Annotated in this window: 13 protein-coding genes and 1 pseudogene; 6 read left to right on the plus strand and 8 right to left on the minus strand. The window is 71.9% G+C overall.

The features are described from left to right. Nucleotides 1–105: 105 nt before the first annotated feature. On the plus strand, nt 106–1,581 hold the full coding sequence (locus tag ACIA6T_RS15890; RefSeq protein WP_399447078.1) for a sensor histidine kinase: 1,476 nt from the start codon (nt 106–108) through the stop codon (nt 1,579–1,581). A gap of 175 nt (nt 1,582–1,756) precedes the next feature. On the opposite strand, the gene ACIA6T_RS15895 is transcribed toward ACIA6T_RS15890, so the two are convergent. Both ACIA6T_RS15895 and ACIA6T_RS15900 read right to left on the minus strand, forming a co-directional pair. Then, nucleotides 1,757–2,014: a WhiB family transcriptional regulator gene (locus ACIA6T_RS15895; protein WP_030219886.1), complete on the minus strand. Its 258-nt coding sequence runs from the start codon at nt 2,012–2,014 to the stop codon at nt 1,757–1,759. 318 nt (nt 2,015–2,332) lie between these two features. Next, nucleotides 2,333–3,301 carry a diacylglycerol kinase family protein gene (locus tag ACIA6T_RS15900; protein ID WP_344568988.1) on the minus strand — a complete coding sequence of 323 codons (969 nt, stop codon included), beginning with the start codon at nt 3,299–3,301 and terminating at the stop codon, nt 2,333–2,335. Nucleotides 3,302–3,417: 116 nt separating this feature from the next. On the opposite strand from ACIA6T_RS15900, the gene ACIA6T_RS15905 reads away from it, so the two are divergent. Then, on the plus strand, nt 3,418–3,861 hold the full coding sequence (locus ACIA6T_RS15905) for a hypothetical protein (protein ID WP_399447079.1): 444 nt from the start codon (nt 3,418–3,420) through the stop codon (nt 3,859–3,861). Between the two features lie 296 nt (nt 3,862–4,157). Here the strand turns inward: ACIA6T_RS15905 and ACIA6T_RS15910 are convergent, their stop codons facing one another. The 3 genes from ACIA6T_RS15910 to ACIA6T_RS15920 all read right to left on the minus strand — a co-directional run bounded on the left by ACIA6T_RS15910 (nt 4,158) and on the right by ACIA6T_RS15920 (nt 6,247). Then, nucleotides 4,158–5,297 (minus strand): RNA polymerase sigma factor SigF, encoded by a 1,140-nt coding sequence (locus ACIA6T_RS15910; protein WP_399447080.1) that lies wholly within the window; start codon nt 5,295–5,297, stop codon nt 4,158–4,160. 17 nt (nt 5,298–5,314) lie between these two features. Further along, nucleotides 5,315–5,728 carry an anti-sigma regulatory factor gene (locus ACIA6T_RS15915; RefSeq protein ID WP_004925829.1) on the minus strand — a complete coding sequence of 138 codons (414 nt, stop codon included), beginning with the start codon at nt 5,726–5,728 and terminating at the stop codon, nt 5,315–5,317. 258 nt (nt 5,729–5,986) lie between these two features. After that, entirely contained in the window at nt 5,987–6,247 is a 261-nt protein-coding gene (locus ACIA6T_RS15920) for a UBP-type zinc finger domain-containing protein (protein ID WP_030219872.1), read from the minus strand. A 60-nt stretch (nt 6,248–6,307) separates the two neighbouring features. Between ACIA6T_RS15920 and ACIA6T_RS15925 the strand changes: the two genes are divergently transcribed. After that, the gene (locus ACIA6T_RS15925; RefSeq protein WP_399447082.1) at nt 6,308–7,900 is read left to right on the plus strand and encodes a Na+/H+ antiporter; all 1,593 of its coding nucleotides are present in this window, start codon (nt 6,308–6,310) and stop codon (nt 7,898–7,900) included. A 313-nt stretch (nt 7,901–8,213) separates the two neighbouring features. Here ACIA6T_RS15925 and ACIA6T_RS15930 read toward each other — a convergent pair whose 3' ends face one another. From ACIA6T_RS15930 to ACIA6T_RS15940, 3 genes and pseudogenes are all read right to left on the minus strand, one after another. Beyond that, nucleotides 8,214–9,134, minus strand: coding sequence for a 1-aminocyclopropane-1-carboxylate deaminase/D-cysteine desulfhydrase (locus ACIA6T_RS15930; RefSeq protein WP_399447083.1), 921 nt, complete (start codon nt 9,132–9,134; stop codon nt 8,214–8,216). 10 nt (nt 9,135–9,144) lie between these two features. Further along, a pseudogene (locus ACIA6T_RS15935) lies at nt 9,145–9,546 on the minus strand (DUF6010 family protein); the annotation flags it as partial. Between the two features lie 157 nt (nt 9,547–9,703). Further along, entirely contained in the window at nt 9,704–10,294 is a 591-nt protein-coding gene (locus ACIA6T_RS15940) for an N-acetylmuramoyl-L-alanine amidase (protein WP_179167205.1), read from the minus strand. A 293-nt stretch (nt 10,295–10,587) separates the two neighbouring features. On the opposite strand from ACIA6T_RS15940, the gene ACIA6T_RS15945 reads away from it, so the two are divergent. From ACIA6T_RS15945 to ACIA6T_RS15955, 3 genes are all read left to right on the plus strand, one after another. Beyond that, nucleotides 10,588–11,994 carry a family 2B encapsulin nanocompartment shell protein gene (locus tag ACIA6T_RS15945; protein ID WP_399447084.1) on the plus strand — a complete coding sequence of 469 codons (1,407 nt, stop codon included), beginning with the start codon at nt 10,588–10,590 and terminating at the stop codon, nt 11,992–11,994. A gap of 190 nt (nt 11,995–12,184) precedes the next feature. Further along, nucleotides 12,185–13,240: a family 2 encapsulin nanocompartment cargo protein polyprenyl transferase gene (locus tag ACIA6T_RS15950; RefSeq protein WP_399447233.1), complete on the plus strand. Its 1,056-nt coding sequence runs from the start codon at nt 12,185–12,187 to the stop codon at nt 13,238–13,240. A gap of 190 nt (nt 13,241–13,430) precedes the next feature. After that, nucleotides 13,431–14,045, plus strand: coding sequence for a GNAT family N-acetyltransferase (locus ACIA6T_RS15955; protein WP_399447085.1), 615 nt, complete (start codon nt 13,431–13,433; stop codon nt 14,043–14,045). Nucleotides 14,046–14,166 lie beyond the last annotated feature (121 nt).

The raw sequence follows: 14,166 nt of genomic DNA on the forward strand, positions 1-14,166 counted from the left end.
GATGTTGCTCCGGGCTGCGGTGCCGGGAGGGTTGAGGGTCCCTCTCAGGCGCCGCGGCCCGCGGGTGTTTCGGGCCCCCGCGGACCGCCGGGTACGCTCGCTGACGTGCCCTCCATGAACGAACTCGTACGCCAGCACACCGCCCTCGACGACACCGATCTCGAGTGGCTCCACCTGCTGGTCTCGGAGTGGCAGCTGCTCTCCGACCTCTCCTTCGCCGACCTGGTCCTGTGGGTCCCCACCCGCGACGGCACCCGCTATGTCTCCGTCGCCCAGATGCGGCCCAACACCGGCCCGACCTCCTACCAGGACGACATGGTCGGCCACCTCGTCCCGCGCGGACGCCGCCCCATGCTGGACGCGGCCCTGGACGAGGGCCGGATCGTGCGCGAGGGGGACCCGGAGTGGCGCGAGGAGGTTCCCGTACGGGTCGAGTCCATCCCCGTACGGCGTGAGGGGCGCGTCCTCGGGGTCATCGCGCGCAACACCAACCTGCTCACCGTGCGCACCCCGAGCCGGCTGGAGCTCACCTACCTCCAGAGCGCCTCGGACCTCGCACAGATGATCGCGGCCGGCTCCTTCCCGTTCGCGAACCAGCAGCTGGAGATGGACGCCTCGCCCCGCGTCGGCGACGGGCTGATCCGCCTCGACGCCGACGGCATCGTCCAGTACGCCTCCCCGAACGCCCTGTCCGCCTACCACCGTATGGGTCTCGCCGCCGACCTGGTGGGTCATCACCTCGGGCAGACCACCGCCGAACTGGCCCCTTCCCGCGGTCCTGTGGACGAGGCGCTGGCCAAGGTCGCCAGCGGCTGGGCGCCGCGCGAGTTCGAGATCGAGGCGCACGACGGGGTGATCCAGTTCCGGGCGATCCCGCTCAAACCGAAGGGGACGCGCATCGGTTCGCTGGTGCTGCTCCGTGACGTCACGGAACTTCGCCGCCGCGAACGCGAGTTGATCACCAAGGACGCGACGATCCGGGAGATCCACCACCGGGTGAAGAACAACCTCCAGACGGTGGCGGCGCTGCTGCGCCTCCAGGCACGACGCATCGGGTCCGAGCGCGGCCGCGCGGCGCTGGAGGAGGCGGTGCGCCGGGTGGGGTCCATCGCGATCGTGCACGAGACGCTGTCCCAGAACCTGGACGAGCGCGTGGAGTTCGACGAGATCGCCGACCGCGTCCTCGCGATGGTCGCCGAGATCTCCCCGGGCAAGGTCACCGGCCGGCGCACGGGCCGCTTCGGCATACTCGACGCCGAGGTCGCCACCCCGCTGTCGATGGTGCTGACCGAGGTGCTGCAGAACGCCCTGGAGCACGGCTTCCGCGAGGGCGAGACCGGCACCGTCGAGGTGTCGGCGGTCCGCGGCGGCACCACGAAGGAGACCCGCCTGCTGGTCACCGTGCAGGACGACGGCGTGGGCCTGCCCGAGGGCTTCGACCCGCAGACCGCGGGCAACCTCGGTCTGCAGATCGTACGGACCCTGGTGGAGGGCGAGTTGGGCGGCACCTTCGACATGGTGCCGGCGCCGGAGCGGGGGACCAGGGTGATCCTGGACGTCCCGGTGCAGTCGGACAAGTAGCGGGCCACCCGGGCGAGTGGCGGGCCCGGACGGGTCGCGGGCCCGGACGGCAAAGAGCCCCGGACCGCTGAAAGCGGCCGGGGCTCTTGCTCAACTGCGCGCTGCGGCTCGGGGGCGGGAGAAGCGTACGCGCTGTACGCGCCGCCAAGCTCAGGCTGTCAGCAGGGGTGGGTTGTCAGGCGGATGCCTGACGGGCCCGGTTGCGGGCGGCACGGCGCTTCATCGCGCGACGCTCGTCCTCGCTGAGACCACCCCAGACGCCGCTGTCCTGACCGGACTCGAGTGCCCACTGCAGGCAGCTCTCGATCACCGGGCAGCGGCGGCAGACGGCCTTGGCTTCCTCGATCTGCAGCAGCGCAGGACCGGTGTTGCCGATGGGGAAGAAGAGCTCGGGGTCTTCCTCGCGGCAAACGGCGTTGTGACGCCAGTCCATGGCTGCTACCTCTCCTGGGTATGTAATGCGATTGCTTGTGAATGTGAACGCTTTCACGAATCCCCCGACAAGGGAAGGGCCGACCGCCAGGTTCGCCGGCGTGGTCCTTGGGTTTGAAGAGGGGTTCCGGTGATCTGTTGAGGCCGGTGTTGCGGGCCGTCCCGATCGCCAAGAAGAGACTCGCAAACCTCGGCGGCGGATACAACCCCTTCCGGAAAGTTTTTTTTGATTCTTCGGTGTCGACTAGGTCACAGCCGTACTTCTATGGGGTGGATCCTGGTCTAAACGTTCGACTGAAAGGACTTTGGCCCTTTCTGCTCACACAATCACACGCAGTGCACGGCGTACGCCTGTGAACGTCACGCTGGTTCGCAGCCCCAGGTGGTCACCGTCCATCTGGAGGGGCAGTGGCACCTTCGAATGCAAGGTGAAGCGCGTCAGATCGTGCCGGGAGACCACATGCCTGCCGCGGGGTCCGCGCTCCGGGGACGAAGTGAGCAACTGGGTGCCATACCGGGCAACCGCGGCGGTGGAGAGCCGGTGCAGACCGAAGAGATCGAGCGCCGTATCGAACGAGGCCTTAGGTGACGCGTAGATCGGACGATTGCCGAGAAACGTCCACGGCGAGGTGTTCGAGACTATGGAGAGCGCCAGATCGGTGACCGGCTCCTCGTCCGGGTGCTCGAACGTGATCACCCCGTTCCGGCGGTGCGGATCGCCGAGCAGTTGGCGGACCACCTGGCGCATGTACAGCGCGTGGGTCGACTTCCTGCCGCGCTCCCGCTGCTGCTCCACCCGGCCGACCACACCGGCGTCGAAACCCAGCCCCGCGTTGAAGGTGAACCAGCGGGCCGGGACGGCCTCGTCGTCCGAGCCCGGCGTGCCCGAGGTCAGACCCAGGCCGACGGTGCGCTCGCGGCCCTCGCGCAGCGCGTCCAGCAGGACGCCGGTGGCCTCCACGGGCTGGTTGGGCAGGCCCAGGGCGCGGGCGAAGACATTGGTGGAGCCGCCGGGGACCACGGCGAGACCGGGCAGGTGCTCCGGGTCGGGCCCCGCGTGCAGCAGACCGTTGACGACCTCGTTGACCGTGCCGTCCCCGCCGAGGGCCACCACCAGGTCGATGTCGTCGCTCTGCGCGGCCTGCCGGCCCAGGTCGCGCGCGTGTCCGCGGTACTCGGTGGTGACCGCCTCCAGCTTCATCTCGCTGGCGAGCGCGTGGATCAGTACATCGCGCGTGCGCGCACTGGTGGTGGTTGCCGCCGGGTTGACCACGAGAAGTGCACGCATGACGTGCAGGGTACCTACTGAGCGGTACCGGGCCCAGACCGAGTCGGGGGCGGAGGGGGAGACGGGGCGTGAACCTCGACACGGGGGGCGTGCGCGGCGAGGGCTACCCTTCAGGGGTGAGCAGCGAGCAGACCCCCACCGCCACCCCGGACGCCACCGGCCCCCGCCCGCGCCGTCTGACGTACGCCGCGGCGCTGGCCGCCCTGGAGGGGCTCGCGCTGGTGGCCGGCGGCGTGTGGATGTCGGTCCTCGCCCTCACCGGCGAGCCGGACGACCGTCAACAGGCGATCACCGGCGGCGTGACGCTGATCGTGCTCGCGCTGCTCCCGCTGCTCGCCGCGCGGGGGCTGTTCGCCCGGCGGAGCTGGAGCCGCGGCCCCGCCGTCATCACACAGATCATCGCGCTGCCGGTGGCCTACAACCTGCTGCGCTCCGACAGCGTGGCCATCCCGGCCGGAATCGCGCTCGCCGTCGTGTCCGTCACCGCGCTGGTCCTGCTGGTCAACCCCGAGACGACCCAGGCCCTCGGCATCCGGGGGCCCGGGAACGCCGAGAAGTAGCGCCCGCCCCCGGACCTGGCCGGGGCCACGGGGTCCGGCGCGCACTCCCCCGGAGAGGGACCCGCAGCGGTGTCGCCGTGGGTCGCCGATTCCCCTCGTGCTCGGCTTTGCTCGCGCGAGGGACCCCTGTCGCGTCGACGCCCTCCTCGGCCTTGCAGCCGTACGCTCCCCACGCTCGACCGCGCTCGCGCGGGAGGGATCCCCGTGACCTTCGCTCGGCCCGGCTGCGAGGCGCCGTCACCCGGGGTCGGCCTGATCCGGAGGACAGGCCCCGGCGCCCCGGCGCCCGCGTCGGGTCACTCCTCCACGAGGAGCTTCTCCCGCAGCTGGGCCAGGGTGCGGGCCAGTAGCCGGGAGACGTGCATCTGCGAGATGCCGACCTCCTGGGCGATCTGCGACTGGGTCATGTTGCCGAAGAAGCGCAGCAGCAGGATCCGCTTCTCGCGCGGCGGCAGGTCCTCCAGCAGCGGTTTGAGCGACTCCCGGTACTCCACGCCCTCCAGCGCCTCGTCCTCGGCACCGAGGGTGTCGGCGACCGCCGGGGACTCGTCGTCGGTGTCGGGGACGTCCAGGGACAGCGTGGAGTACGCGTTCGCGGACTCCAGGCCCTCCAGGACCTCCTCCTCGGAGATGGCCAGCTTCTCGGCCAGCTCGTGCACCGTGGGGGATCGGCCGTGGAGCTGGGACAGCTCCGCCGTGGCCGTGGTGAGCGCCAGCCGCAGCTCCTGCAGCCGGCGCGGCACGCGCACCGCCCAGCCCTTGTCGCGGAAATGCCGCTTGATCTCACCGACGACCGTCGGGGTCGCGTACGTCGAGAACTCCACGCCCCGGTCGGGGTCGAAGCGGTCGACCGACTTGATCAGCCCGATGGTGGCGACCTGGGTGAGGTCGTCCAGCGGCTCACCGCGGTTGCGGAAGCGGCGCGCGAGGTGCTCGACGAGCGGCAGATGCATGCGCACCAGGCGGTTGCGCAGCTCCGCGTACTCGGGAGTGCCGTCCTGCAGCGTGCGCAGCTCGAGGAACATGGCGCGCGCCCCGCTGCGGTCCTGCGGGTTGTGGTGCGCGTGCCCGCCCTGGGTGCCCGGAGTACCGGGGGTGCTCCGCGCGCCCCGGGCGGCGGGCGCCCGCGGCGCCTCGTCCTCGGCGTGTCGCTCGTGCTCGCTCATCGTCCCGCCCGTCGCCCTTCCCCGAGCGCTCGCCTCGTCCCCCGCTGCCGGCCTGGCCCTGGCGGGGGCGCCCCCCTGGCCCGGAGCGACCCCGGCCGGCCCGGCCGCGGGCGTGCCCCGCGCGGCACCGCCGGACTGCCCGCCGTCCGGGACGACGGTCTCCGTGGAGTCGTCCTCCGGATGCGGCCGGGCCTGCTCGGGGATGCCGTCGATGCCGTCCGGCACGCGCTCGGCCGGCAGCTCCCGTGTGCCGCGTTCTTCGTCCCGCACCGGCCCGTCCTCGCTCCTCACGCCGGCCCGGGTCCCGCGCCGCGCTGTTTGTAGAGGCTGATCGACACGGTCTTGTCCTCGTCCACGGCGGAGGAGACCTTGCCCGCGAGCGCGGACAGCACGGTCCAGGCGAAGGTGTCCCGCGAAGGGGCGTGACCGTCCGTGGTCGGCGCCGAGACGGTCACCTCGAGCGAGTCGTCGACGAGCCGGAAGACACAGCTGAGCACCGAACCCGGCACGGCCTGCTGGAGCAGGATCGCGCAGGCCTCGTCGACCGCGATGCGCAGGTCCTCGATCTCGTCGAGGGTGAAGTCCAAACGGGCCGCGAGACCGGCCGTGGCCGTACGCAGCACCGACAGGTAGGCCCCCGCGGCCGGCAGCCGGACTTCCACGAAGTCCTGGGTCGCGGGCTCGCCTGCGATCTGGGACACCCTCACCTCCAAGGTGGTACAAGCGTTTCAGGGCCTGATTCGCCCCCGGGTAACGCGCTACGTGGTTCAGCGGTGACGCTATCGCGCTCCCGACGGTCCTGTCCCCGGGACCCCGACCCGTATGTCGTCACTCATAGTAAAACTATGAATACGCTCCGTGGCTAGGGGTCTGCGGCTCCCAAATGGGAAGAGCGCGCGCCGCATTGACGTACCCAGACGTCAGACGGTCGAACCGTCCGGCACCGGGGTCACTCCGGGTCACACCAGTACGTGGTCCACAAAGCACCAGCGCCAGTCCTCGCCGGGCTCATGGGTCCGCATCACGGGATGGCCGGTTTCCCTGTGGTGTTCCGTGGCGTGCCGGTTCGGCGAGGAGTCGCAGCACCCGACGTGGCCGCAGGTGAGGCAGAGGCGCAGCTGCACCGGATCGGTGCCGTCCCGCAGGCACTCCGGGCACGTCTCACCGAGCGGGACGGGTTCCGGGTGCGGCAGCGCGTCGGCGTGCGTGCACTGTTTCATGATTGCCAGATTACGACGCCCGCGCGGGGAGCCGCGCGGAAAAACGAGGGTGGGCCGGACATGGATGTGATGCCGCTGCTGTTGCTGGTGGCGGGCAGCGCCGCGATCGCCGCGGCCGCCCGGCGCACCCCGGTGCCGCCACCGCTGCTGCTGGTCGCCGCCGGGCTGGCGGTCAGCTACCTCCCCGGCGTCCCCGAGTACACGCTCGACCCGCACATCGTCCTGCCGCTCGTCCTGCCCCCGCTGCTGCACACGGCGGCCACCGACAGCTCCTACCTCGATCTGCGGGCGCAACTGCGTCCGGTGGCACTGCTGTCGGTGGGGTACGTGCTGTTCGCGACGTTCGCCGTCGGCTGGGTCCTGTACCTGATCGTGCCGGGCCTGCCGCTGACCGCGGCGCTGGTGTTCGGTGCCGTGGTGGCCCCGCCGGACGCGGTCGCGGCGACGGCGGTGGCACGCCGGGTGGGCCTGCCGTCCCGGATCACCACCATCCTCCAGGGCGAGTCCCTGCTGAACGACGCCACCGCGATCACCGCGTTCCGGGTGGCCGTGGCGGCCGCGGTCGGCGAGGGCGCGACCTGGGCCGGGGGAGTCGGCGAGTTCCTGCTCGCGGCGGTCGGCGGGCTGGCGGTCGGCCTGGTGCTGATGGCACCGCTGCACTGGCTGCGCACCCACGTGAAGGAGGCGCTGCCGCAGAACACGCTCTCCCTGCTGATCCCGTTCGTCGCGTACGCCGTCGCCGAGCAGGTGCACGCCTCCGGTGTCATCGCCGTGGTGGTCGTCGCCCTCTACCTGGGGCACCGCGCGTGGGAGGTCGACTTCGCCACCCGCCTCCAGGAGGACGCGGTGTGGAAGATGGTCGCGTTCGTCCTGGAGTCCGCGGTGTTCGCGCTGATCGGACTGCAACTGCCCGTCGTCCTGAGAGGACTCGGCGAGTACGAGGGCATCGACGCCGCCTGGTACGCGGTCGCCGTCTTCGCAGTGGTCGTCGTGATCCGGTTCCTCTGGGTGTACCCGGCGACCTGGCTGCCGCCGATGCTGTCGGCGAAGATCAGGGAACGCGAGGGGAGACCCGGCTGGAAGGCGCCGTTCGTCATCGCCTGGGCCGGAATGCGGGGTGTGGTCTCGCTGGCCATCGCCTTCTCGATCCCGGTCGCCGCCGAGGGCGAGGACTTCCCGCAGCGCAACCTGCTGCTCTTCCTGACCTTCACCACCGTCATCGGCACCCTGGTCGTGCAGGGGCTGACGCTGCCCCCGCTGATCCGGATGCTCAAGCTCCCCGGACGCGACGTGCGGGCCGAGACCCTGGCCGAGGCCAACGCCCAGGCGCAGGCCTCCCGGATCGCCGAGCAGCGCCTGGACGAACTGCTCGCCGACGAGCGCAACGCCCTGCCCGCACCGCTCGCCGAACGCCTGCGCACCGTCCTGGAGCGCCGCCGCAACGCCGTCTGGGAACGGCTCGGGCAGGTCAACCCGGTCACCGGGGAGTCGGTGGACGACACCTACCGGCGGCTGTCCCGGGAGATGATCGGCGCGGAGCGCGAGGTGTTCGTCCGCCTGCGCGACGGCCGCTACATCGACGACGAGATGCTGCGCACGCTGCTGCGCCGGCTGGACCTGGAGGAGGCGGCGGCCTACCGGGAGACGACCTAGCCGCCCGGGGCCTGCCCGGCGGACCGAGCCGGAGGGAACCGGCGGCGCCTTGCAGCCGAGGTGAGCGGGGGCGACGGGGGTCCCCCGCGCGAGCGCGGCCGAGCGTGGGGGAGCGTCCGGCTGCAAGGCGGAGGAGGGCGTCGACGCGACGGGGGTCCCCCGCGCATGGGGTCGCTCCCGCTCCAGCGCGGCCGAGCGTGGGGAAGTCGGCAACCGGTGACAACGCCGCTGGGGGCACCGCCCACACCCTTTCGGGCAGCGGGAAAAGGGCGTGCCGGACCCCGCGTCTCCGGCATGATCCGCCGGACAGGCCCTAAGGGAAGGGCCGCCCGGTGATCACCGCGGCGATCGTGCTCCCGCGCGGGAACGCGTTCTCCTCCGTCAGGGCGACAAGGGCGTAAAGCAACTTGGCGACATAGAGACGTTCGACCGGGATGCCGTGGCGGTGCTCGAAGTCCTCGGCGAACGTGTCGAGTTCCGGGGGGACGCGGGCGTAGCCGCCGAAGTGGAAGCGGTTGTCGAGGCTCCAGTCGCCGCGCGGGCCGCCGAACGCCTCGCTCTGCAGGTCCCGTATGCCGTCGGCCAGGAAACCGCCCTTGAGCACGGGTATGCCCAGCGCGCGCGTCCCGCCGCCGAGCCCGGCGGCCAGTCCGGCCAGCGTGCCGCCGGTGCCGCAGGCCACCGCCACCACGTCCGCCCGGCCGGCCAGCTCCTCCCCGAGCGCCCGGCAGCCGCGCACGGCGGCGGGGTTGCTGCCGCCCTCGGGCACGACGTACGCGTCCTCGGCGTCCGCCGCGCGGAGCACGGCCGCCAGGGTCTCCGGCTCGGTCTTGCGGCGGTACGCCGACCGGTCGACGAAGTGCAGCCGCATCCCGTCGGCCGCGCACCGGGCCAGCGAGGGATTGAGCGGGCGGCCGGCGAGTTCCTGCCCGCGCACCACGCCGACCGTGCGCAGGCCGAGCAGCCGGCCGGCGGCGGCCGTGGCGCGCAGATGGTTGGAGTACGCGCCGCCGAAGGTGAGCACGGTCCGCCCGGCCGCCTCGTCGAGGTTCGGCGCGAGCTTGCGCCACTTGTTGCCGACCAGCTCCGGGTGGATCAGATCGTCCCGCTTCAGCAGGAGCCGTACCCCGTGCCGCTCGAACCGCTGGTCCGTGACCTCCCGCAGCGGGGAGGGCAGCCGCGGGCGCAGGCCCGCGAGGGCGTCGCGGGGGTCGGAGGTGTCGGAGCCGGTCACCGGGCCATTGTCGCCCGCGGCTGCGGCCGCGGTCCCGGAGCATGCCGATCAGGGAAGGGCCGCCCCGCAGGCACCACAGCGCGATCACCGGGTCGCAGATCGCGCAGCCCAGGGACGACGTGTGGGCGAACGGGACGATGGGGTTGCCCTTGATGTGGTGGACGACGTCCCACACGGTGTGCAGCAGCCAGCCGACGCCGATGAACGTCCAGGAGTCCAGGCCGCGGAACGCGACATAGGTGACCAGCGCCGTGAAGACGAACTCCCAGCCGCCCAGCCCGCCGCCGCTTAGGTAGGCGGCGCCCGCACCGGCGACCACGAGGGCGTTCAGGCGCCGCCGGTGCGGTTCACGGACGAGGGACATCAGCAGGGCGTAGAGGACACCGATGCCGACCGGGGCGACGTACTGCATGGCGAGGCCTTTTCCTGGGACCGTCAGGGACGGTCCACCACGCTAGGAGCGGGCCGCCGCGGGCCCCAGCGGAGCGAGCGACAGTTTCCAACGGGTTGTCGCCAGTGGGCCCGTGCGCCGTCGCGCCCGTGCGCCCGCGCGTCCGCACGTCCGCGCGTCACTTCAACCGGTCGCCGATCCGTTTCCTCATCGAGCCCATCGTGAACCCGCGCGGGTCCACCTTCCCCGGCTGCCACTCCTTGTGCCCGATCACCGACCGCTCGTTCCAGCCGTGATGACGGCACACGGCGGCCGCGGCCTTCTCGATGGCCTCCAGCTGGGCCGCCGGCCAGGGGTCCTCGCCGTCGCCGAGGTTCTCGCACTCGAAACCGTAGAAGTGCCGGTTGCCGTCGGTGTTCGCCTCGTTGTCCTTCGGCAGCGCCCTCTCGGCGATCACCGCGCGGAGCACGTCGTCGTCGCCGAGCCCGGCGTGGTTGGCCCTGCCGTAGCCGACGAGGTGGACCCGGCCGTCCTTGGTGATGACGCCGTGGCACAGGGGCCCGGGCAGACCCTCGTAGCCCTTGCGGCAGATGTCGACCGTGCGGGCGCTGCCCTTGGTCACGGTGTGGTGGATCATCACGCCGTGGACCGGGCCCCACGGGCCCTTGTGGTTGCGGTTGTGGTCGCGCCAGTCACCGACCTCGACGACCGTGAGTCCTTCCGCCTTCAGAGCGCGCAGGAACGCGCTCGCGGACATGGGTGGGGCCATGACCGCCCTCCTTCGTGCCGGGCGGCGGCCGCCCTTCGCAACCGCTCGCCACCAGGCCTATACCTAAAAGGAGCGAGTTCAACTACTCGTCCGTCTCCTGTACGAGCCGATCCGGACAATTTCCTTCCGGTACGGCGCGGTCGAACAGGCGCCCATGTCTGCCCAGTCCTCCCAAGATCCAATCCCGCTCGATCGGGTAATGGTGCGCGCACGCTGCGTGAGGAAGGCTTGATCGCGCAATGCCACGCCCGGCACGGCCGGGTGCGGGATCACCATTGGGGAGGGCATTCTCTATGTCGGTAGGCGAAGAGGTCCGCACGGAGCAGGCCAGGCAGCAGCAGAGCCTCGGTACGGCGGCCGCACGTAACCTGGCCACCACGACCAAGTCCGTGCCGCAGATGCAGGAGATCAGCTCACGCTGGCTGCTGCGCATGCTGCCCTGGGTCGATGTGCAGGGTGGCGCATACCGTGTCAACCGGCGGCTGACGTACGCCGTGGGTGATGGCCGGATGACGTTCGTGAAGACCGGCGACCGCGTCGAGGTCATCCCCGCGGAACTGGGCGAGCTTCCGGTGCTGCGGGGTTACGAGGACGACGAGGTGCTGACCGAGCTGGCCGCCCGCTGCCGGCAGCGGGAGATCGAGGCCGGTCAGGTCGTCGCCTCCTTCGGCAGCCCGGCCGACGAGGTCTACCTGCTGGCGCACGGCAGGGTGGAGCGGGTCGGCACCGGCCCCTACGGCGAGGACGAATCCCTCGGAGTCCTCGCCGACGGCGCCTACTTCGGCGAACAGGCGCTGCTGGGCGGGGACGCCATCTGGGAGTACACCGCCCGCACCCTCACCGCCTGCACCGTGCTCGTGCTGCCGCGCGAGGCCGTCGAGCAGGTCGCCGAGCGGTCGGACACCCTGCGCGAACACCTCCGCCGGCGACTCACGGTCCCCGGTCAGCGCACCAACAAATACGGAGAGAAGGAGATCGACCTCGCGGCCGGCCACAGCGGAGAGCCGGACATCCCGCACACCTTCGTCGACTACGAGGCCAGGCCGCGCGAGTACGAACTCAGCGTCGCCCAGACCGTGCTGCGCATCCACACCCGCGTGGCCGACCTCTACAACCAGCCCATGAACCAGACGGAACAGCAGATCCGGCTGACCGTCGAGGCGCTGAAGGAGCGCCAGGAACACGAACTCGTCAACAACCGCGACTTCGGACTGCTCCACAACTGCGAGTACGACCAGCGGATCCAGCCGCACAACGGCGTACCGGGCCCCGACGACATGGACGAACTGCTCAGCAGGCGACGCGGGACCAGGCTGCTGCTCGCCCACCCGCGCGCGATCGCCGCTTTCGGCCGCGAGCTCAACAAGCGGGGACTCGTCCCCGAGACCATCGACATGGGCGGCAACCGCATCCCCACCTGGCGGGGAGTGCCCATCTACCCGTGCAACAAGATCCCGGTGACCGAGGCCCGGACGACCTCCATCATCGCCCTGCGTACCGGCGAGGAGGACCAGGGCGTCATCGGACTGCGGGCCGCCGGCATCCCCGACGAGATCGAGCCGAGTCTGTCCGTGCGGTTCATGGGCATCAACGAACAGGCCATCATCAAGTACCTGGTCACGGCCTACTACTCGGCCGCTGTCCTGGTACCGGACGCGCTCGGCGTCCTGGAGAACGTCGAGATCGGCCGTTGGCGATGACCTGCCGCAGGCTCCCACCCCGCACGCCGTGTCCCCGCCCGCCCGGGCGGGTACACCTCGGAGGTACGCGCTCGGCGGGTGCGGAAGCGCCACACCTCCGCTCCTCCACCGAGCCGGTCCCAGGGGGAAGTCGATGACGGAGTCCATCACGGAGCCGAAGACGGGGCTTACGACGGAGAACACGACCGAGATGCCGGCCGTGCCGGAGCAGCGGCCCGGTGACGGTCACGAGGCGACGGTTCTGCTGGAGCGGGCGCGGACCGCGGTCGACCCGGTGCTGCGGGCCGCCCTCGGCTCGCTGCCCGGCCCGATGCGCCGCGTCGCGCTCTACCACTTCGGCTGGGAGCAGGCGGACGGCACCCCGGCCGGGGGCGGTTCGGGCAAGGCGATCCGCCCCGCCCTGGTGCTCGCCGCGGCCTCCGCCGTGGGCGGGCCCGTGGCCCGGGCGTCCGCCGTACGGGCGGCTGCCGCCGTGGAACTGGTCCACAACTTCACGCTGCTGCACGACGACGTGATGGACCGGGACACCACCCGTCGCCACCGGCCCACCGCCTGGACGGTGTTCGGGGACGCCGACGCGATCCTCGCCGGGGACGCCCTCCAGGCACTCGCCCTGCGGCTGCTCGCCGAGGACCCCCATCCGGCGGCCTCGGCGGCGGCGGCCCGGCTCGCGGACTGCGTGGTCGAGCTGTGCGCGGGGCAGCACGCCGACACGGCCATGGAGCAGCGGGACCCCGGCGAGGTCACCCTCGCCGAGACGCTCGCCATGGCCGAGGCCAAGACCGGCGCCCTGCTCGGCTGCGCCTGCGCGATCGGGGCGCTGTACGCGGACGCCGGGGACGCGGACGTGGCGGCGCTGGACGGGTTCGGCCGGGAGGCGGGACTGGCGTTCCAGCTCATCGACGACGTGATCGGCATATGGGGCGATCCGCGCCGCACCGGCAAGCCGGCCGGCGCGGATCTGGCCGCCCGCAAGAAGTCGTTGCCGGTGGTCGCCGCGCTCACCTCCGGCACCCCGGAGGCCGCGGAACTCGCCGCCGTGTACGCGACACCGCATCACGAGGAGGACGACCTGGAGGAGATCGTGCTGGCCGTGGAGCGGGCGGGCGGCCGGGACTGGGCGCAGACCCAGGCGGCCGACCGGATGGCCCGGGCGATGCAGGAAGTGGCCCGCGCGGTGCCCGATCCGGAGGCGGCGGGCGGGCTGCTGGCCCTGGCCGAGTTCGTGACACGGCGCACCACCTGACGGCCCGCCGGCCGTTACCCCGGCCCCGGAGCCACGGTGCCGTGCGGCTCCTGACCCCGCACGGCACCGTGGCTCCGGCCCGGCGGGTCCCGCACTTCCCCACGGTGTGCGGGACCCGCCCTCCCCACGCCCGTCCCGCACTAGGCTCAACGTCCGTACGTTCAGGGACGGTTGAGGCGAAGGGGCGGACATGGGCGTGGCGATCCGGACGGCTGGGGACGGAGATCGGGAGCTGATCGTCCGGCTCCTGGACGAGGCGTTCCAGGACGACCCGGTCAGTGGCTGGGTTTTTCCCGGTGACGAGTACCGCCGTACGACGCACCACAGGCTCATGGCGGCCTTCACCGACGTCGTACTCGCCGAGGGGCGTGTCGACCTCACCGAGGACGGCTCGGCGTGCGCGCTGTGGATGTTCGTACCGGCGGACGACCCCGGGCACGGCGAGGAGCAGCCGGACGAGGACGGTTTCGCGCGGATGCGCCGGGCCGTCGACCCGGACAACGAGCGGGTGGAGCTGATCGGCCGGCTCACCGCGGACATCCACCCCTCGGGACGGGCCCACGCGTACCTGTGGATGATCGGCGTGACACCCGGTCGCCAGGGCGAGGGGCTCGGCACCGCGCTGGTCGGTTCCGTCCTCGACCGCTGCGACCGGGAAGGGCTGGCGGCGTACCTGGAGGCGAGCAGCGAGCGCAGTGCCCTGCTGTACCGGCGCCTCGGCTTCGAGCCGGCCGGAGAGCCCCTGGCCCTCCCGGACGGCCCGTACATGTGGCCCATGTGGCGCGAACCCCGCACCACCGGCTGACGGACCGGCCGGTCCGGGGCCGGGGAGCCGGCCGTCGGCGGGACCGGGACCCCGAAAGGGACGTTCGGCCCTGGCCGCCGGTGCGCGTCCGGACTTCACTGGCTCGCGGGTAGCACCCGCC

The sequence above is a fragment of the Streptomyces sp. NPDC051740 genome, assembly GCF_044453165.1.
Taxonomy (GTDB): domain Bacteria; phylum Actinomycetota; class Actinomycetes; order Streptomycetales; family Streptomycetaceae; genus Streptomyces; species Streptomyces atrovirens.

Coding starts and splice junctions, on each gene's coding strand:
- ACIA6T_RS15945 (WP_399447084.1), top strand. CDS start 10,588: ATGTCGGTAGGCGAAGAGGTCCGCACGGAGCAGGCCAGGCAGCAGCAG.
- ACIA6T_RS15895 (WP_030219886.1), bottom strand. CDS start 2,014: ATGGACTGGCGTCACAACGCCGTTTGCCGCGAGGAAGACCCCGAGCTC.
- ACIA6T_RS15900 (WP_344568988.1), bottom strand. CDS start 3,301: ATGCGTGCACTTCTCGTGGTCAACCCGGCGGCAACCACCACCAGTGCG.
- ACIA6T_RS15920 (WP_030219872.1), bottom strand. CDS start 6,247: ATGAAACAGTGCACGCACGCCGACGCGCTGCCGCACCCGGAACCCGTC.
- ACIA6T_RS15925 (WP_399447082.1), top strand. CDS start 6,308: ATGGATGTGATGCCGCTGCTGTTGCTGGTGGCGGGCAGCGCCGCGATC.
- ACIA6T_RS15955 (WP_399447085.1), top strand. CDS start 13,431: ATGGGCGTGGCGATCCGGACGGCTGGGGACGGAGATCGGGAGCTGATC.
- ACIA6T_RS15950 (WP_399447233.1), top strand. CDS start 12,185: ATGCCGGCCGTGCCGGAGCAGCGGCCCGGTGACGGTCACGAGGCGACG.
- ACIA6T_RS15940 (WP_179167205.1), bottom strand. CDS start 10,294: ATGGCCCCACCCATGTCCGCGAGCGCGTTCCTGCGCGCTCTGAAGGCG.